18 protein-coding genes, 1 other RNA gene and 1 pseudogene are annotated in these 17783 nt (G+C 43.4%); 14 read left to right on the forward strand and 6 right to left on the reverse strand.

Annotated features, from left to right (window positions below):
- The first annotated feature begins 15 nt into the window (after window positions 1-15).
- Window positions 16-696: a choline ABC transporter permease OpuBD gene (opuBD, locus tag NYE22_RS03680; RefSeq protein WP_342412303.1), complete on the forward strand. Its 681-nt coding sequence runs from the start codon at window positions 16-18 to the stop codon at window positions 694-696.
- Here opuBD and NYE22_RS03685 read toward each other — a convergent pair.
- The 4 genes from NYE22_RS03685 to rghR form a co-directional block, all read right to left on the reverse strand.
- Complete coding sequence (locus NYE22_RS03685) at window positions 685-2394, reverse strand: methyl-accepting chemotaxis protein (RefSeq protein ID WP_342412304.1); 1710 nt, start codon at window positions 2392-2394, stop codon at window positions 685-687. The genes opuBD and NYE22_RS03685 overlap by 12 nt on opposite strands.
- Window positions 2395-2522: 128 nt before the next feature.
- Complete coding sequence (catR, locus tag NYE22_RS03690; RefSeq protein ID WP_003242888.1) at window positions 2523-2849, reverse strand: catDE operon transcriptional regulator CatR; 327 nt, start codon at window positions 2847-2849, stop codon at window positions 2523-2525.
- A 91-nt stretch (window positions 2850-2940) separates the two neighbouring features.
- Window positions 2941-3360, reverse strand: coding sequence for a helix-turn-helix transcriptional regulator (locus NYE22_RS03695; RefSeq protein WP_014480905.1), 420 nt, complete (start codon window positions 3358-3360; stop codon window positions 2941-2943).
- 29 nt (window positions 3361-3389) lie between these two features.
- Window positions 3390-3797, reverse strand: a complete 408-nt coding sequence (gene rghR, locus NYE22_RS03700) for a transcriptional repressor RghR (protein ID WP_003220034.1) — start codon at window positions 3795-3797, stop codon at window positions 3390-3392.
- Window positions 3798-3948: 151 nt separating this feature from the next.
- Between rghR and NYE22_RS03705 the strand changes: the two genes are divergently transcribed.
- Window positions 3949-4182 (forward strand): helix-turn-helix transcriptional regulator, encoded by a 234-nt coding sequence (locus NYE22_RS03705; protein WP_003220031.1) that lies wholly within the window; start codon window positions 3949-3951, stop codon window positions 4180-4182.
- A 33-nt stretch (window positions 4183-4215) separates the two neighbouring features.
- On the opposite strand, the gene NYE22_RS03710 is transcribed toward NYE22_RS03705, so the two are convergent.
- Complete coding sequence (locus tag NYE22_RS03710; protein ID WP_124059116.1) at window positions 4216-4989, reverse strand: alpha/beta hydrolase; 774 nt, start codon at window positions 4987-4989, stop codon at window positions 4216-4218.
- A 148-nt stretch (window positions 4990-5137) separates the two neighbouring features.
- Here NYE22_RS03710 and secG point away from each other — a divergent pair, with 148 nt between their 5' ends.
- The 6 genes from secG to NYE22_RS03740 all read left to right on the forward strand — a co-directional run bounded on the left by secG (window position 5138) and on the right by NYE22_RS03740 (window position 11518).
- A complete protein-coding gene (gene secG / locus NYE22_RS03715; RefSeq protein ID WP_003220028.1) occupies window positions 5138-5368 on the forward strand; it encodes a preprotein translocase subunit SecG in 231 nt (76 codons plus the stop codon).
- A 131-nt stretch (window positions 5369-5499) separates the two neighbouring features.
- A complete protein-coding gene (locus NYE22_RS03720) occupies window positions 5500-6240 on the forward strand; it encodes a carboxylesterase (RefSeq protein ID WP_003242610.1) in 741 nt (246 codons plus the stop codon).
- Window positions 6241-6258: 18 nt separating this feature from the next.
- A complete protein-coding gene (gene rnr / locus NYE22_RS03725) occupies window positions 6259-8598 on the forward strand; it encodes a ribonuclease R (protein ID WP_021480613.1) in 2340 nt (779 codons plus the stop codon).
- A gap of 144 nt (window positions 8599-8742) precedes the next feature.
- Window positions 8743-9213: an SsrA-binding protein gene (gene smpB, locus NYE22_RS03730; RefSeq protein ID WP_003220025.1), complete on the forward strand. Its 471-nt coding sequence runs from the start codon at window positions 8743-8745 to the stop codon at window positions 9211-9213.
- A 175-nt stretch (window positions 9214-9388) separates the two neighbouring features.
- Window positions 9389-9751: a transfer-messenger RNA gene (ssrA, locus tag NYE22_RS03735) on the forward strand.
- A gap of 201 nt (window positions 9752-9952) precedes the next feature.
- Window positions 9953-11518: a glycosyltransferase family 2 protein gene (locus tag NYE22_RS03740; RefSeq protein ID WP_342412305.1), complete on the forward strand. Its 1566-nt coding sequence runs from the start codon at window positions 9953-9955 to the stop codon at window positions 11516-11518.
- 109 nt (window positions 11519-11627) lie between these two features.
- Here NYE22_RS03740 and NYE22_RS03745 read toward each other — a convergent pair.
- Window positions 11628-12474: pseudogene (locus NYE22_RS03745) on the reverse strand (IS3 family transposase); the annotation flags it as partial.
- A 218-nt stretch (window positions 12475-12692) separates the two neighbouring features.
- Between NYE22_RS03745 and NYE22_RS03750 the strand changes: the two are divergent.
- From NYE22_RS03750 to azoRB, 6 genes are all read left to right on the forward strand, one after another.
- Entirely contained in the window at window positions 12693-13487 is a 795-nt protein-coding gene (locus NYE22_RS03750) for an SDR family oxidoreductase (protein ID WP_003228388.1), read from the forward strand.
- Between the two features lie 110 nt (window positions 13488-13597).
- On the forward strand, window positions 13598-14170 hold the full coding sequence (locus tag NYE22_RS03755) for a TetR/AcrR family transcriptional regulator (protein WP_032722523.1): 573 nt from the start codon (window positions 13598-13600) through the stop codon (window positions 14168-14170).
- Window positions 14167-14526 (forward strand): multidrug efflux SMR transporter, encoded by a 360-nt coding sequence (locus NYE22_RS03760; RefSeq protein WP_003228392.1) that lies wholly within the window; start codon window positions 14167-14169, stop codon window positions 14524-14526. The genes NYE22_RS03755 and NYE22_RS03760 overlap by 4 nt, the downstream gene beginning before the upstream one ends.
- Window positions 14523-14924: a YvaD family protein gene (locus NYE22_RS03765; protein ID WP_167568478.1), complete on the forward strand. Its 402-nt coding sequence runs from the start codon at window positions 14523-14525 to the stop codon at window positions 14922-14924. Before NYE22_RS03760 ends, NYE22_RS03765 begins: the two co-directional genes overlap by 4 nt.
- Before the next feature lie 162 nt (window positions 14925-15086).
- Entirely contained in the window at window positions 15087-16982 is a 1896-nt protein-coding gene (locus NYE22_RS03770; RefSeq protein ID WP_167568479.1) for an FUSC family protein, read from the forward strand.
- Window positions 16983-17140: 158 nt separating this feature from the next.
- Window positions 17141-17776 carry an FMN-dependent NADH-azoreductase AzoRB gene (gene azoRB / locus NYE22_RS03775; RefSeq protein WP_003228400.1) on the forward strand — a complete coding sequence of 212 codons (636 nt, stop codon included), beginning with the start codon at window positions 17141-17143 and terminating at the stop codon, window positions 17774-17776.
- Window positions 17777-17783 lie beyond the last annotated feature (7 nt).

Consider the following 17783-nt stretch of genomic DNA (forward strand, 5'->3'; position numbering starts at 1 on the left):
AGGGGGAAGAGGTCAATGAACGTGCTTGAACAGTTAATGACGTATTACGCGCACAATGGCAGTTACGTCATGGATGAATTCGGCCGCCACTTTCTCATGTCGGCTTACGGCGTTTTATTTGCCGCTGTCGTCGGGGTTCCGGCCGGAATCCTCATCGCGCATTTTCGCCGTTTGTCAGCCTGGGTGTTTGCCGTAACAAACGTTTTTCAAACAATCCCGGCGCTCGCTATGCTGGCCGTCTTAATGCTTGTTATGGGGCTCGGCGCAAATACCGTGATTCTATCATTATTTCTGTATTCCCTGCTGCCGATTATTCGAAACACGTACACAGGCATTATCAGTATTGAGCATGCCTACTTAGAATCGGGAAAAGCAATGGGCATGACGAAATTCCAAGTGCTCAGAATGGTTGAGCTCCCGCTCGCACTTTCTGTCATTATGGCGGGCCTTCGCACGGCTCTCGTCATTGCCATTGGAATTACAGCGATCGGCACATTTGTCGGTGCCGGAGGCCTTGGGGACATGATCGTCCGCGGCTCAAACGCGACAAACGGAACTGCGATTATTCTAGCCGGAGCGATACCAACTGCGGTGATGGCGGTAGGGGCGGATTTGCTCATGGCCTGGCTGGAGCGGGCATTAAGTCCGGTGAAGAAAAAAAGAACCGGGGCGAAACACGTTCCATCAGCTGCATAGAATAGAAAACTGACCCATCTTCTCATTAAGCTCCTTCGCAAGCTGCTCAAGCTCTTCAGCATTTTGAAGCACTTGATCCATCGAATGGGCGGATTGCTCGGTTATTGAAAATGTTTCTTCAATGCCGGCGGCCGACTCTTCGGATACAGAAGCGATATTTTCAATCGATTGATTGATAGTAATCGATTGGTTTGTTAACTGTTTCAGGCCATCCGTTACTTCCTTAATGCTGTCTGCAACATGAGTGACGGATTGCTTGATATGCCGCATAGCCTGTCCGGTGTCTGTCAGGTTTTCCGTTCCTTTTTCGACTTCTGTAAAGCTGCTTTCCAAGTACGTAATGACAGTGTGGATCTCCTGCTGTGTCCCGCCTACAATCCGGGTAATATCCTGCACGGAATCAGAAACGCCGTCAGCCAGCTTTCTGACCTCCTCTGCCACAACGGCGAAGCCTTTGCCGCTTTCTCCTGCGCGGGCAGCTTCAATCGCGGCGTTAAGGGACAGCAAATTCGTTTGCTCGGCAATTCCGTTGATGACTTGAACGAGCTTGTTGATATCCTGAGAATGCTGTTCCAGTGATCTCACTTTATGCACGGCTTCTTCAACAATATGATGGATGGTTTTCATTTGCTGTAATGACGTAGCCATATTTTCGTTTCCGCTTACCGCGAGTTCGAGAACGTTTTGAGACGTATCGCTGATGGTGATGCCGTGATTATAGGCTTTATCAATGCTTTCAGTGAACTCATTCATCGATTCGGCAATCGTCACGGCGTCTTGGGCCTGCTGTTCAGAGCCCTCAGCCATTTCGTTCATCGTCTCGGTAATATGTTTGCTGCCGGAACTTGTTTCATTCGTTGCGGTTGCAAGCACCTGTGAAGAAGAAAGAACCCGGCTTGATATGTCTTTAGAATATCCGACAATATCTCTCAGATTCCCTACCATTTTTTGCAGCGCTTCATTCAGATCACCCAGCTCGTCTTTTGAGTTGAGCGGCTCCATATCGTTCGACAGATCGCCTTCGGCAATATGATTGGCAGATTCCTTCATGCGAATGATAGGCTTTACAATGTTTCGCGTGATATAAAGCCAGATGAAAATGCTGATGAGGATCGATGCTGCCACAAGCAAAGCAGTGTAAATGAGCCCTTTATGATAGACGGCCTTCGTTTCTTTTACCGCTGTGTTGCTGCCTTCTTGATTTAAGTCAACAAGCTGAGTGATTGTTTTTTTCATATCCTCAAAGCTGGCCTCAGTCTGAACCAATAAACCTCTTGCTTTGTCCATGTCATTCGTGCGGCCGCTTTCGATAATTTGCGCATGAATATCCATATAGGTATTCACTTCAGTTTGAAGCTGCTCGAACAGTTTCTGCTCTTTATCAGTGGAGATCGTTTTTTCGTAGTTATCGAGCTTTTGGTTAATGTCTTCCATGATTTGATTCATTTCTTGATCAAGTGTATCCATTTTGCTTTTGTCTGTATAAATCAGAAAGTCCTTTTCTTTAGAAGACAGGTGCTCGGTTACATAATTAATTGAAGTGATTCCTTTGATGCCGTCAATCCATTTTGTGTTGATTTCATCTGTTTTTTGAATGATATGCTGCATATTAAGAACGCCTATTCCGCCTACAAGTAAATTGATCAGGATCAGTGTCAAAAATACCAGGCTGAATTTGCGGGAAATCGTCAGTCGCATATAGTGGTCTCCTTTAAAAACGTAATGTGTGGATGTACTATATATCGGCTGAGAAATCGTTTTTTCACCTGGGAAAAAAATAAAAAACGGTTCTTTTCTCGTCTATGAGATCAGAACCGTTTTAGCAATTAGTCAAGAAAGGAAGGGTCAATCCATTCAGTCGCCCATTTAGAAATCTCACCTAAAATGGGTGCTAGTGCCTTTCCTTTATCAGTCAATGAATATTCGATGCGAACCGGAGTTTCAGGGATGACATCCCGCTTCACTACTCCTTCAAGCTCAAGTTCTTTCAGCCGTTCTGACAGAACTCTGCCGCTTAGATTTGGAAGTGCTGCTTCAATTTCGCTAAATCGCTGCGACCCGTTCAAGAGCTGAAATACGATTAAAGCGACCCAGCGTTTACTTAAGATGTCGACTGCTTTTTCAAATCTAGGACACATTTCTGATTGGTTCATACTTTTCACCTCGTCTGTCACTATTATAACGCAAATAACGAGGGAGGGTATGCAAGCGTGATTGATAAAATATAGAAAGAGAAACAGGGGATTATGAGGAAGAGGCCCGTTTTTTTGCTTCTGAAGACAAAAAATCGAAGTATTTGCTGAGATTTTCAATATCCTGCTTTGAGAGATGTTCCCATTTTTGACTATTGAAAATCGGGAGGTGCTCCGCTCCGCGCGTGACAGCTGTCTGGTAAATTTCATAAACGGATTGATAGCTTTCAGATGCTTCGCGGATTTCTTCAGGAAAGGCCTGAATATGGCCTGCGGCGGCCATTAGGTTTTCGTACGGCACTTTCAGGACGGCTGCCAGTTTTTTAATCGTGGCGGGTTTTGGCGTCCCGCGTTTGCCGTTTTCAATTTTTGAAATGGTGGCCGAGCTGATGCCTGAGTACACCGCAAGCTGATTCACTGTCAGTTTGCGGGCGCGGCGCAGCTCCCGTAATTGCTGTCCGAACGGTGACATGGTCTATCGCCTCACATTTCTATCAAGAGTCAGTCATCAGCAGACCGTTTTTTGGCTTCGTCTGAAATAAACGAAAAATAATGATCCAGCATGAGCAAATCTTCTTTATTGAGATATTGCCACTTTTCGTTCTCAAGAAGCGCAAGGTTTTTCAGGTCATAGGCCTCCGCTTTTTCAAGCAGCTTGCACTTCGTTTCATAAGGGGCCCTGGCTTCATGCACTTCTTCGATGTAACCAGCCTTGTACATAAGCCCCTCATAAGGAATTTTTAAGGCCTCCGCCAGTTTTTTGATGGTGGCAGGTTTGGGAACGCCCCGTTTTCCGTTTTCGATTCTGGAGATGCCGGCCGCGCTTACGCCTGAATAAGTCGCCAGCTGGTTGACTGTTAACTTTCTCTCTTCACGCAATGCCCGTAATTGTTCGCCAAAGCTTTCCATATATCTCACCCCGTCCCTCACTGTTACTCATATTTTAGTATGTTTATTGACTAAAGGGAATAGGTAGACTGGAAATGTATTGACAAAAGTTAACATAAGACGTAATGTAAAAGTATAGAAAAAAGTTTTTCAGGAATGGAAGGTGAGGAAAGTGCCAGTAGAAAAGATACAGATTAGACGTGATTATGTCTTGCAGTATATGGTTAATAACGATTATTCCCTTAATCAGCTTGCGCTGGAAATCGGAGTCTCACCCGCCACACTGAGCCGCGTGCTGAATGGAGAAAGACGGCCGGGGCAGCTTGTGATCGGTAAAATGCTTCACTATTTTAATTTGAAATTTGAGGATCTTTTTTACTATGATTTTATTGACAAAAGTCAATAAGATATAGAAAACGCAAGGAGATCCAAGCGTTTTCTATATTGAATGATGTGTCAGCACAAACCCTGTCACCAGCTCATTGCACGTTTTCCATTGTTTTGTCGGCAATTGATGTCCCTGATATTCCAATCTGAAAAATTCGGCATGTCTGCACGATCTTCGGTAATAGCCTGCGTTTGTAAAGGTCCAGTCCCGCAGGCCGCCATACATAAACAGCATTGGCATGTCTAGGCGGGGCAGCTGTTCAATGCAATTGTAGCCAAGCGAATCCAGATAATACTGATGCCAATGGGCCTGGTCTGCTTTTTTCATATGGTCTGTTAATATGCTGCGAAGCTGTCTGTCTTTTGTGTGGCTGCCAGCGAGGATTTTCATGAGCAAACCGGGGTTTTTTTCAAGCAGATACATTCCCAGTTTGTGCAGCTTCTGGCCGATTACGTTATGAACAGCTGGGTAGGCGCCGGACAGAATAAGGTGTGACACTTTGTCCGGGCGGGTAAAGCCGATATGCTGCGCGATTAAGCCTCCGGCAGAATACCCGAATAACACAGCTTTATCAATGTGCAAAGCGTCCATGAATTGCGCGATCTCGTTTGCGTAATAGGAAATAGACGCTGGCTGATCGATGTGATCACTATCACCGTGGCCGCTTAAATCGGGAAAAATCACCCTGAAATGCTTGGATAGAAGGCGCTGATAATAAAAAACCTTGCGTCCCATGCCCGGCGGGTGGATAAAAATGATAGGGATTCCCTGTCCATATTCTTCATAAAAAAGATGTTTCCTGCTGTCTATGCTGATAAGCGGCATCGCTTTTCTCCTTTGACCTTTTCATATGAATAGGGTAACCAAGATAAAACGTCTTATCCGGCCTTTTGGCGTCTGATACAGCGTGACATGCCAACCCTTTTCATGTAAAATAGAAGTAATGTAGCCAGTGAGTCTGGAGGTGTATGGGATGCACGCAGTTTTGATTACCTTGTTGGTTATCGTCAGCATTGCACTTATTATTGTCGTTTTGCTTCAATCCAGTAAAAGCGCCGGATTATCTGGTGCGATTTCAGGCGGAGCGGAGCAGCTCTTCGGGAAACAAAAAGCAAGAGGTCTTGATTTAATTTTGCACCGCATTACGGTAGTGCTGGCAGTCTTGTTTTTCGTGTTAACGATTGCGCTTGCTTATATCCTATAGGGCAATGTTTGTATAAGGTCTGATGTGAAGTCAGGCCTTTTTCACGTTTCTGGCTGATATTCAAAACGTTTTTTTCTGATTAAACTGTGGAAAACTATAATGATCGTGCAGATAGAAAGGGAGACATGAGCATGAAAGTTGTGACACCAAAACCATTTACATTTAAAGGCGGAGACAAAGCGGTGCTTTTGCTGCACGGCTTTACAGGCAATACAGCGGATGTAAGGATGCTGGGACGATATTTGAATGAACGCGGCTATACGTGCCACGCGCCTCAATATGAAGGACATGGCGTCCCGCCTGAAGAACTTGTACATACGGGGCCCGAAGACTGGTGGAAAAACGTAATGGATGGCTATGAATACTTAAAATCTGAAGGCTATGAGAGCATTGCTGCCTGCGGACTGTCGCTTGGCGGGGTTTTTTCGCTGAAATTGGGTTACACTGTACCCATAAAGGGAATTGTCCCAATGTGCGCACCGATGCATATTAAGAGTGAAGAGGTCATGTATCAAGGCGTTCTTTCATACGCTCGCAATTACAAAAAGTTTGAGGGGAAAAGCCCGGAGCAAATTGAAGAGGAAATGAAAGAATTCGAAAAAACGCCGATGAATACCCTCAAGGCGCTGCAAGACTTAATTGCTGATGTGCGGAATAATGTCGATATGATTTATTCACCGACATTTGTGGTGCAGGCCCGTCATGACCACATGATTAATACCGAAAGCGCCAATATTATTTACAACGAAGTGGAAACTGATGATAAACAGCTGAAATGGTACGAGGAATCAGGGCATGTCATTACACTCGACAAAGAACGTGACCTCGTCCATCAGGATGTGTATGAATTTTTAGAGAAGCTCGATTGGTAATCAACAGGAGGTCGGATAATGGAAAAAGAAGCATTTATGGAAAAGCTTCTCTCGTTTATGAAGGAAGAGGCGTACAAACCTCTGACCGTTCAGGAACTTGAGGAGATGTTAAATATTACGGAAGCCGAGGAGTTTAAAGAGCTCGTCAAAGCGTTAGTCGCCTTGGAAGAAAAAGGGCTTATCGTACGGACGAGAAGCGACCGCTACGGCATTCCGGAGAAGATGAATTTAATAAAAGGAAAGATTTCAGCCCATGCGAAAGGATTCGCCTTTTTGCTGCCTGAGGATTCGTCGTTAAGTGATGTGTTTATTCCGCCTAATGAGCTAAATACGGCAATGAACGGCGATATCGTCATGGTGCGTCTGAATTCACAGTCAAGCGGCTCCAGGCAGGAAGGAACCGTCATACGGATTTTAGAAAGAGCGATTCAGCGGGTTGTCGGCACGTATACAGAAACGAGAAACTTCGGCTTTGTCATTCCGGACGACAAAAAAATCACGAGTGACATCTTCATTCCGAAAAATGGGAAAAATGGAGCTGCGGAAGGGCATAAGGTTGTTGTCAAGCTGACGAGCTATCCTGAAGGCCGCATGAACGCAGAGGGTGAGGTTGAAACCATTCTCGGCCACAAAAACGACCCGGGCATTGATATTTTATCGGTCATTCATAAGCACGGCCTGCCGGGAGAATTTCCAGCTGACGCGATGGAACAGGCATCAAGTACGCCTGACACGATTGATGAAAAAGATCTGAAAGACCGCCGTGATCTCCGTGACCAGGTGATTGTCACCATTGATGGTGCGGATGCGAAGGATTTGGATGATGCAGTTACCGTGACGAAACTTGATGATGGAAGCTACAAGCTTGGCGTTCACATAGCTGATGTCAGCCATTACGTAACCGAAAACTCGCCGATTGACAAAGAAGCGCTTGAAAGAGGGACAAGTGTGTATCTGGTTGACCGTGTCATCCCGATGATTCCGCACAGATTGTCAAACGGCATCTGCTCCTTAAATCCAAAGGTTGACCGCCTGACGCTTTCTTGTGAAATGACAATTAACAGTCAGGGACAGGTGACAGAGCACGAGATCTTCCAAAGTGTCATCAAAACAACGGAAAGAATGACATATTCAGATGTGAATAAAATTCTTGTTGACGATGATGAAGAGCTGAAGCAAAAATACGAGCCTCTTGTTCCGATGTTCAAAGACATGGAGCGCCTGGCTCAAATTCTTCGCGATAAGCGGATGGACCGCGGCGCCGTTGACTTTGATTTCAAAGAAGCAAAGGTGCTTGTTGATGACGAAGGAGCGGTTAAAGACGTTGTGATCAGAGAACGCTCTGTCGCCGAGAAGCTGATTGAAGAATTTATGCTTGTAGCAAACGAAACAGTGGCAGAGCATTTCCATTGGATGAACGTCCCGTTTATATACCGGATTCACGAAGAGCCGAATGCTGAAAAGCTGCAAAAGTTTTTAGAATTTGTGACGACATTTGGCTATGTGGTGAAAGGAACGGCGGGGAATATTCATCCGCGCGCGCTGCAAAGCATTCTGGACGCTGTGCGTGACAGACCAGAGGAAACGGTTATATCTACTGTTATGCTCCGTTCGATGAAACAGGCGAAATACGACCCGCAAAGCTTGGGGCACTTCGGTCTGTCAACGGAATTCTATACGCATTTCACATCGCCGATCCGCCGTTATCCGGACTTAATCGTTCACCGCCTGATCCGAACGTATTTGATCAACGGCAAAGTCGATGAAGCGACTCAGGAAAAGTGGGCTGAACGCCTGCCGGATATCGCCGAACATACATCATCAATGGAGCGCCGTGCAGTTGACGCCGAGCGTGAGACGGATGATCTGAAAAAAGCGGAATACATGCTTGATAAAATCGGTGAAGAGTTTGACGGCATGATCAGCTCTGTGACAAACTTCGGAATGTTCGTCGAGCTGCCGAATACAATTGAAGGACTCGTCCATGTCAGCTTTATGACAGATGACTACTACCGCTTTGACGAACAGCATTTCGCAATGATTGGCGAGCGGACAGGCAACGTCTTCCGCATCGGGGATGAAATCACAGTCAAGGTTGTCGATGTCAATAAAGATGAGCGCAATATCGACTTTGAAATTGTCGGCATGAAGGGCACTCCGCGGCGTCCGAGAGAATTGGACAGCAGCCGGAGCAGAAAACGCGGAAAGCCTGCCAGAAAACGTGTTCAAAGCACCAATACACCTGTTTCTCCAGCTCCTTCTGAGGAAAAAGGGGAGTGGTTCACTAAGCCGAAGAAGAAAAAGAAAAAACGCGGCTTCCAGAATGCTCCGAAACAGAAACGGAAAAAGAAGAAATAGCAGCTCAACCAGCAAATAGGGCCGCAGCGCTCTATTTGCTTTCTTTCGGAAACAGCTTTTCATTGTAGCGGTACGTGACATTTGGTAAAATAGAGCGTATCGCAAAAGGTGGACAGTTTTTCCTTAGAGAGAGGAGGTTCTGGCATGCCAAAAGGGTCAGGAAAAGTATTATCTCAAAATAAGAAAGCCAATCACGATTATTTTATAGAAGAAACTTATGAAACAGGCATCGTTCTGCAAGGAACCGAAATCAAATCGATTCGCGCCGGCCGCGTAAACCTTAAGGATTCCTTCGCCAAAATCGAACGGGGAGAAGTGTTTCTCCACAATATGCACGTCAGCCCATATGAGCAGGGAAACCGCTATAACCACGATCCGCTTCGGACAAGAAAGCTGTTAATGCACCGCAAGGAGATTAATAAGCTGATCGGGTTAACAAAGGAAAAAGGCTATTCTCTCGTTCCGCTGAAGCTGTATTTAAAAAACGGCTTTGCCAAAGTGCTTCTCGGCCTTGGAAAAGGGAAGAAGAACTATGACAAACGGGAAGATCTGAAGCGCAAGGACGCGAAGCGGGAAATCGAAAGAGCGTTCAGAGACAGTCAAAAAGGCTTCTAAGGCATAGTGCTTGATTCGAAAATCAGGCCTGTGCTATACTGTGTTCACGATCAGATCACGACGCCATTCATTTGAAGGATTTGACAATTGAAAAGAGCCGTGATCATGTTATAATAAGACTATAGCCAGTTTGAGTGAGAGCTTGATATTTTCTCCCGTATTTCCCTTATACCAAGGGGACGTTACGGATTCGACAGGGATGGATCGAGCTTGAGCTGCGAGCCGAGAGGCGATCTCGTAAACACGCACTTAAATATAACTGGCAAAACTAACAGTTTTAACCAAAACGTAGCATTAGCTGCCTAATAAGCGCAGCGAGCTCTTCCTGACATTGCCTATGTGTCTGTGAAGAGCACATCCAAGTAGGCTACGCTTGCGTTCCTGTCTGAGAACGTAAGAAGAGATGAACAGACTAGCTCTCGGAAGGCCCGCCCGCAGGCAAGAAGATGAGTGAAACCATAAATATGCAGGCTACGCTCGTAGACGCTTAAGTAATCGATGTTTCTGGACGTGGGTTCGACTCCCACCGTCTCCATAATGAATTATTTCAAAGGCCTTGGAATTGTTGATATCAACGTTTCAAGGCTTTTTTGAAATATTATAATGTATTAACGGTCCATTAATGTTTACTACTTTTTTTACAATTAGTTACTACCTTATTTGCCTCTTAAAATACTATTATTCTTATGAAAAATATGATAGATTTATCAAGACTTCAATAAAAGGAGATTATTTGTTCATGAGCGTATTAGACCGATTAAAGAATAAATCATATAAAGATCCTTACTTTAACAAAGTTGGTTATGAAATATTGAATGAGTCAGCATTAAAAAGAAGAGCAAAGGTAACTGTTGTGGTTCCTGTATATAACGCTATCGATTTTCTAAAGAAAACAATAGATTCTGTCATTCTTCAAAATATTGGATTTCATAATATTACCTTAATTCTAGTTGATGATGGTTCTAATGATGGATCTAGAGATGTTCTGAGAGTATATTCAAGACTCTATGAAAATATTGTCAGTGTATTTTTAGAAAAAAATACAGGGACACCAGCATTTCCAAGAAATCTTGGAGTTCATTTATCTAACTCCAAATACATTACTTTTCTTGATGCTGATGATTGGCTTACTCATGAGGGAATTAAAATACTGTATGATTTGTTAGAAGAGACGAAAGTTGACTATGCTGTTGGCAAAACAATTCAAGTAGATTCAGAGCAAGAAACTGTAATTGGCCGTTATGAATCCAGTCAAGTTAGACATAATGTATCCCCTTTTTCCATTAAACATTTATTCTATCATCTGGGTCCTAGAGCTCGTATGATGAAACTTGATGTTATAAAGAAAAACGGTATAAAGTATCCTGAAATGAAATTTGCTGAAGATAAGCAGTTTTTCATTGATGTTCTTCTAGCTGTAAAAGAAATTTCAACAACAACAAAGCCAGTTTATTACCTTAACAGAATAGATGAAAATAACTCTTTAACAAAACAAACAGATGCACTTGAGAAAATGGATTCAAATATAGCCGTATTAAAATATGTACTAGAGAAGAACCTGAAACCTGAACATGAAAAGTTAATTATTAACCGACTCATTGAATTTGATAGTATCACCAGATTATTTGATCGAAAGCACTTTGTTAAAAGTAAAAACAAAGAAGCTTATTATCAAAAATTCAACACAGTTATGAACATTTTTAAGAAATATAAACGCCCGTATCAGTTTGAAGATACTATCATAAAGCCAATAAGTAGAATATATTTCAATCTTGCTATGAATCAAGATTATGAGACGCTAGAAGCATTAGCTGATTGGTCTAAAAACAAAGGAGAAAGTTATTTTACAGAGAAAGATGGATTGCCATATAAAGTAGCTCGTTTGAAAAATGGAAAAGAAATTTATATCCCAATCCTTATCAAAGCTACACTTTCGGAGGAAAAACAATATGATGATCAAATAGATTTGAAAATTTCCTTAAAAGGGCATGAAATTTCTAAAATTCAAGGGCTTATTTTACAAAGTAGAACGCATGTTGAACAAATTTACTTAATTGAAGAAGGAGTTACCCATACCGAAGACAATCATATAACAATTAAGTTAAACAAAAATAATTTAGATCAAATAAAATTAGGTGGTTATGCTGTATTTTTGCGCCACAGCGATTATGAAAAAATTGTGATCAGCAAGGAAACAGAACTAGGCCTTCAAGTTAATATTGGGGAAAATAAACAATTCATGATCTATAAAACAATTCGAGGAAATGTTGGAGTAAAAGTAATTGAAGATGTTAAGAAAAAATAGTTATGTTATTAACCTTCATACACTTCAAATTGAACTTGTTAAATTATTCAAAACACATTCCTAAAAGGACTGACCCCTGTTTCTGAGACAGGGATCTAAAACACTTTTTAACAGCCAATTGCCGATAGTTTATCGGTGATTGGCTGTTTAGTTTCGTTTGAATACGAATGTTGTTATAATAATGTATGTATCTTTTGAAAGTGCGTTCTACGGCGTTGGTGGTCATAGTACAATCAATTCTGTTAAGAAAGAACGTTTGAGACTCTAGTGAGGAATGAAACGATTTGATTAAAGGTATATCAGCGGGCGTCCCTTTACGGACATGCTCATGATAATGCTTTTTGTGCAACAGCTTTTCGATACTTGTAAGATGTATACACAGATCCTTGGTCACTATGAAACACGCAGTTCCTAGGCTGTGTTGGCAGTTGATTAAGTGTGTATAAGATAAAATCTGTGTCTTGCTTATTTCCAATCACTTCTCTATTGTATAAAATCAAATACTGGAAAGGTACAATTGTTTCTATCAATAAGGGAAATCCGAGATGGCCGTTACTAGTTTTCAAGAGGACGATCAGACTGAAAGTTCCAATTCAATATATAATCGATCATGGCATATGGCTGTCCATTCTTCTTATGCTTTTTCACCTTAGCCCGGCACTGCCGACTGATTTTTCTGCATAATATGTTGAACTGATTTATGGTTAATACGGATTTCCTTTTTTAATAGGCTGTAATGTATCGATATTCATATCGATACTTGTACTCCCGGTACTATGAACCGATTTGTTTTTCAAAATGGTGCGCTTGAGATGACCTTTCGTCAGATTCTTCTTCCAAAGATAATAAGACGTACGTGAGATACCTAATTGAACACAGATATCGTGCACGGTCTTTGTGTTATGCAATAATTCTACAAGTTCGACTGACGTTTAGCTATCAACTTCCTTTCTAATCTCATTTCTACAGCTTTCTGTTTGATTTCAACCGGCATGCTAAAAATAAAGCAGAACCTCTTAGAGGGTTCTGCTTTATTTTTTCTCCAAACCACAGGCACCAAAAAGTGCGTACTTCCATTTCAATCCCAGCTGTTTCATACTGATTGCAGAGCAGATGTTTCACCAATCAGATTTCTGTCAATAAATAAGAGGAATCAAAAACGGAGGGATGAATAATGAAGCTGAATTTACAAGGAAAAACCGCACTGGTGACCGGTTCGACATCAGGGATCGGAAAAGCTATTGCCTCTTCGTTAGCTGAAGAAGGTGCGGCAGTGATCATTAACGGACGCCGGGAAGAGAAAGTGAATCAGACGATAGATGAACTGAAAACACAACATGCTGAAGCGGTTCTTTATCCGGCCGCATTTGATTTGGGAACTGAAGAAGGCTGCAATGAGCTGTTTCAGGCATATCCAGAGGTTGATATTTTGGTCAACAATTTAGGGATTTTTGAACCGGCGGAGTACTTTGATATTCCCGACGATGAATGGTTTCGTTTTTTTGAAGTGAATATTATGAGCGGTGTAAGGCTGACACGCAGGTATTTGCATAACATGATAGAGAAAAAAGAAGGGCGTGTGATTTTCATTGCCAGTGAAGCGGCGATTATGCCGTCACAGGAAATGGCCCATTACAGTGCGACAAAAACGATGCAGCTGTCCATTTCCCGCAGTTTGGCGGAGCTGGCAACCGGCACGAATGTCACAGTCAACACCGTCATGCCGGGCTCTACCTTAACAGAGGGTGTGGAAACCATGCTGAATTCGCTGTATCCTGGTGAAAACCTGACTGTTCAAGAAGCTGAGGCACGTTTTATGAAAGAAAACCGGCCGACATCTATTATTCAAAGACTGATCCGTCCGGAAGAAATCGCCCACTTCGTTACATTTTTAAGCAGCCCGCTTTCCTCTGCGATCAATGGCGCGGCACTTCGGGCAGACGGCGGTTTGGTCCGCAGTGTCTTTTAAACCTCTCCCAACAGGAGAGGTTTTTTTATATATTGTTGATTTCCATAAATTTCTGCCGTATAATATTGGTACCGAAATAGTTTTCTTGGTACTGAAAGCGGGGGATTAATATGGATAAAAGAATTCTGGCGGAAACTTTCCGGCTGATCAAGCAAAAAGGATTTTCATTTACGATGAATGATTTGGCTGCAGCGCTGGGAACGAGCAAACGGACGCTCTATGCATATTATTCATCTAAAGATCAGCTTGTTGAGGCGGTTGTCGAACAATTTTTAGCCGAAATGAAGCAAATGGAAAGAGACATCTATGAAAATGAAAGTTTAAATGTGCTTGAAAAGGTGAAAAAAATGCTGATCAGCCTTCCGCAGGGGATGGAACTGCTGAACATGGGATTATTAAATGAACTAAAGAAATACCATTACGATGCGTGGCTTACATTAGACACGTTTATTAAGGCAGAATGGGCCATTGTCCTAGAATTATTAAACGAGTGCAAACAGCAAAAGAGAATCAGAAACATCAATCCGGACCTGTTTATTCACATGTATATAGGGAGCATCAACCAAGTGTATGACCCTGAATATCCACTGAAACATCAGTTCACGACAGGAGAGGTGCTTGAATCAATTGTAGATGTTTTGTTTAACGGTATAACAGCTGATGAGGAGGCTGATGCCACGTGAATTGGGTGTTTCTATGCTTGGCGATTTTGTTTGAGGTTGCGGGAACGGTCAGCATGAAGCTATCGTCTGGTTTTACAAAGCTTATTCCCAGTTTGCTGTTGATTTTCTTTTATGGAGGGAGTCTTTTCTTTCTGACGCTTACGCTTAAATCCATTGATGTATCAGTTGCTTATGCTGTATGGTCAGGGATGGGAATTGTCCTGATTACAGTCGTTGGTTTTTTGTTTTTTCAAGAACATGTTAGTGTCATGAAAGTCATTTCAATTGGATTGATTATTGCCGGTGTTGTGTCTTTAAACCTGATCGAGCATGCTGCGGTGTCTGAGCCGGTACATAAAAGCGGGCAGTACAAATGAGATATATGAAGCTGTTTTTTCTCGTGACTGATATCGGTTTTATCTTGTACTGGTTGTCAGCCGGGTTTTCGCTCATACCGGAAAGCTGGGCTTTTAAACATCATGACCATCCGTTTATGATCGCTTGGAACTGGTCTTTTTTTCCGCTGGATATCCTGATTTCTGTCACAGGGTTGTACAGCTTGTACCTACAGCGGGTGAATCGTGCTGACTGGAAGCTGATGGCGCTGATTTCTCTTGTGCTGACCTGTTGTTCAGGTCTGCAGGCGCTATCATTCTGGACATTCAGCAGTGACTTTGATCTTGTGTGGTGGCTGTTTAATGGGTATCTATTGATTTATCCTTTATTTTTTATTCACCTGCTCTTGAAGGAAGGCAGAAGCACAAAACAGTCCTGACAGGTGCCGCTTTTATAATAAACTGATGTAATGAAGCAGAGACGGTATAAGTCTCTGTTTTTTTATCGGGCGCACCAATTGAGAAGCTAACCGCGTTTTTGGGCATACTAAAGCGAAGAAACGGGAAAAGTTCTACACATTCATTGAAAAGGATTTTGTCAAATGAACAAAACTGCTGCGAACAATCAAAGAATCATGCCTATCGTGAAGGATGCCTTTCGCATTCATGCAAATCCATTTCCTTGGAAAAAGGCTATCGGATCAGGTTTCGCTTCAGGGTTTCCTGTGCTGGTCGGTGCATTGGCAGGTCACACGGATTACGGATTAATTGCAAGTATCGGAGGCTTTGTTTATTTATATGCGGGCGGTGAATCGTACAAAAAGCGCGCCATGAAGCTGCTCTTGGTTTCCTTTGGGATCGCCCTCTCATTTGGTTTAGGGACGCTTTTGTCCGGGACGCTTTGGATGATGTCGGCTGTTTTGGGGCTGATCGGTGCAGCGGCGATGTTTATTTTTAGCGCGCTCGGCATTCAAGGCCCTGCGCCAATGTTTTTTGTCCTTGCCTTTTTAGTCAGTTCCGGGCTGCCGGCCGATCCTTCACAAGCGCTGTTCAGAGCGGGACTGACGTTTCTCGGAGGCATTTTCGCCATGGGTATCGCTTTAATCGGCTGGTTATGGAACAAACATGGACCGGAGGAAGCGGTGCTGCAAAAAACATATCATCAGCTGGCTGCATGTCTTTCAGCCGTCGGAACGCCAGGTTTTCATAATGCACAGCATCAGACGGTGCTCATGCTTAGAACAGCTCGCCAAACGGTTCTTGGGAAAGGGAATAAACGGAAAAAATCGCGGCATGATGAACGATTTTTTCGCCTCCTTGAGAAAGCTGACGACATATTTATTGCCATTATTCATTTTTCAGCTGAAACGCCGGACAGAGAGACCGCGCAGATTGAAAAGGCACTTCGCCAAACCGGAGATATGCTTGCACATGCACGGGTTTCCTGTACGTATCAGATTAATGAGAACGAATATGAGCCTAGGCGGAAGCTGTTTGAAGAAATCAATGAGGTTTTGCATATCGCTTCAGGACGTTTTGATAAGCAGCTTGACGGGGAACCGAGCCGCCTGCCATCCTCTTTTTACTTTTTGAGAAATGCCTTTGACTGGAAGTCTCCGGTTTTGATTAGAGCGTTAAAGTACGGAATTGTTCTGTTTGCCGCCGATATGTTTGCCCTCGCATTCGGCTTTGCACGCTCCTATTGGATTCCGCTTTCGGCAGCAGCAGTCATGCTTGGCACTACTGTTGTTTTTACGCTTCACAGGGCTATTCAGCGTTCGGCCGGAACGGTGATCGGGGTAATGCTGGCTGGCGCAATCCTGTTTTTTAAGCCGGGCGGTGTTTATATTGCGTTATGTATTGCAGCGCTGCAATGTCTTCTTGAGATGCTGATCGTCCGCAATTATGCGCTGGCTGTTCCCTTTTTAACAGCAAACGCGCTTGTTATCACAGAAAGTATGCATGGCGGCGCGGGAGCCGGTTATTTTATGATAGCGAGGCTGACGGACGTAGCTGTCGGCAGCGTGATCGGGCTATTGGGAACAATGCTTTTGTGGCGGCGGTTTTCAACGAAGCGGCTGCCTGAACTGATGAGGAACGTCATCCGGTTGGAAGGGCAGTTTATGGAGAAACTGTTAACCGGGCAGAATGCCGACGAACACAAGTTAAGGGTGAGTCTTGTCAGGCTTCGGGATGCGTATGACAAGGCGCTTGGCGAGTTTCCTCACGCGAATGCGGATGCGCTCTGGCCTGCCATTTCCGGTGCTCAGCACTTAGGGTACTATTTGCTCTCGGCCCAAGCTCACCGCCGTCCGCCTGCTCCGTTTTCTGATGAAGAGATCAACCAGCTGCGGGCGTTTTTTGAACAGGCTCAGCAATCCTTTATCATGAAAAGGATGCCTGCGGATATTCAAGTGCCGCATGTTCCTCATTATCCTCGAATCAGTAAAGAATTGTCCGCGCTGTATTCAGGCTTGAGAACAGCTTTTGAAAAGTAAGCTGTTTGGAAAGTTAAATAATCTTTAATTCGAGATGTTTTACTTGAAAGTAAATTTCTTTGTCTCTATAATAAAGTCTAAGAGAGACAGAATAATCATTATGCATCTGTATGATAATAATTGGTGTGTGATTTTTAAAAACGAAAGGGCTGGTAAAAATGGCAAAAGTATTATATATCACTGCTCATCCGCATGACGAAGCAACTTCGTACAGTATGGCAACAGGTAAAGCATTTATCGAATCTTACAAAGAAGCAAATCCAAATGATGAAGTTGTACATATCGATTTGTACAAAGAAAACATCCCGCACATTGACGCAGATGTATTCAGCGGATGGGGAAAGCTTCAGTCAGGTACAGGCTTTGAAGAGCTTTCTGAAAGCGAAAAAGCGAAAGTAGGCCGTTTGGGAGAGCTTAGCGATCAATTTGCATCAGCTGATAAGTACGTATTTGTTACACCTTTATGGAACTTCTCATTCCCGCCAGTGATGAAAGCGTATCTCGATTCTGTTGCTGTTGCAGGAAAATCATTCAAATACACAGAACAAGGTCCTGTCGGCTTGTTGACTGATAAAAAAGCAATTCATATCCAAGCTCGCGGCGGCTACTATTCAGAAGGCCCTGCGGCTGAGATGGAAATGGGACACCGCTACATCGGCATCATGATGAACTTCTTCGGCGTACCATCATTCGAAGGCATTTTCGTAGAGGGACATAATGCGGAGCCTGATAAAGCACAGCAAATCAAAGAAGACGCGATTGCGCGTGCGAAAGAAGCAGGAAAAACATTCTAATGAAAAA

Source organism: Bacillus sp. FSL K6-1560 (genome assembly GCF_038592935.1).
GTDB lineage: Bacteria > Bacillota > Bacilli > Bacillales > Bacillaceae > Bacillus > Bacillus subtilis.

Excerpts from the sequence above, each read along its gene's own strand:
- opuBD (WP_342412303.1), top strand. The coding sequence starts at position 16 with ATGAACGTGCTTGAACAGTTAATGACGTATTACGCGCACAATGGCAGT.
- NYE22_RS03685 (WP_342412304.1), bottom strand. The coding sequence starts at position 2,394 with ATGCGACTGACGATTTCCCGCAAATTCAGCCTGGTATTTTTGACACTG.
- catR (WP_003242888.1), bottom strand. The coding sequence starts at position 2,849 with ATGAACCAATCAGAAATGTGTCCTAGATTTGAAAAAGCAGTCGACATC.
- NYE22_RS03695 (WP_014480905.1), bottom strand. The coding sequence starts at position 3,360 with ATGTCACCGTTCGGACAGCAATTACGGGAGCTGCGCCGCGCCCGCAAA.
- rghR (WP_003220034.1), bottom strand. The coding sequence starts at position 3,797 with ATGGAAAGCTTTGGCGAACAATTACGGGCATTGCGTGAAGAGAGAAAG.
- NYE22_RS03710 (WP_124059116.1), bottom strand. The coding sequence starts at position 4,989 with ATGCCGCTTATCAGCATAGACAGCAGGAAACATCTTTTTTATGAAGAA.
- secG (WP_003220028.1), top strand. The coding sequence starts at position 5,138 with ATGCACGCAGTTTTGATTACCTTGTTGGTTATCGTCAGCATTGCACTT.
- NYE22_RS03720 (WP_003242610.1), top strand. The coding sequence starts at position 5,500 with ATGAAAGTTGTGACACCAAAACCATTTACATTTAAAGGCGGAGACAAA.
- rnr (WP_021480613.1), top strand. The coding sequence starts at position 6,259 with ATGGAAAAAGAAGCATTTATGGAAAAGCTTCTCTCGTTTATGAAGGAA.
- smpB (WP_003220025.1), top strand. The coding sequence starts at position 8,743 with ATGCCAAAAGGGTCAGGAAAAGTATTATCTCAAAATAAGAAAGCCAAT.
- NYE22_RS03740 (WP_342412305.1), top strand. The coding sequence starts at position 9,953 with ATGAGCGTATTAGACCGATTAAAGAATAAATCATATAAAGATCCTTAC.
- NYE22_RS03750 (WP_003228388.1), top strand. The coding sequence starts at position 12,693 with ATGAAGCTGAATTTACAAGGAAAAACCGCACTGGTGACCGGTTCGACA.
- NYE22_RS03755 (WP_032722523.1), top strand. The coding sequence starts at position 13,598 with ATGGATAAAAGAATTCTGGCGGAAACTTTCCGGCTGATCAAGCAAAAA.
- NYE22_RS03765 (WP_167568478.1), top strand. The coding sequence starts at position 14,523 with ATGAGATATATGAAGCTGTTTTTTCTCGTGACTGATATCGGTTTTATC.
- NYE22_RS03770 (WP_167568479.1), top strand. The coding sequence starts at position 15,087 with ATGAACAAAACTGCTGCGAACAATCAAAGAATCATGCCTATCGTGAAG.
- azoRB (WP_003228400.1), top strand. The coding sequence starts at position 17,141 with ATGGCAAAAGTATTATATATCACTGCTCATCCGCATGACGAAGCAACT.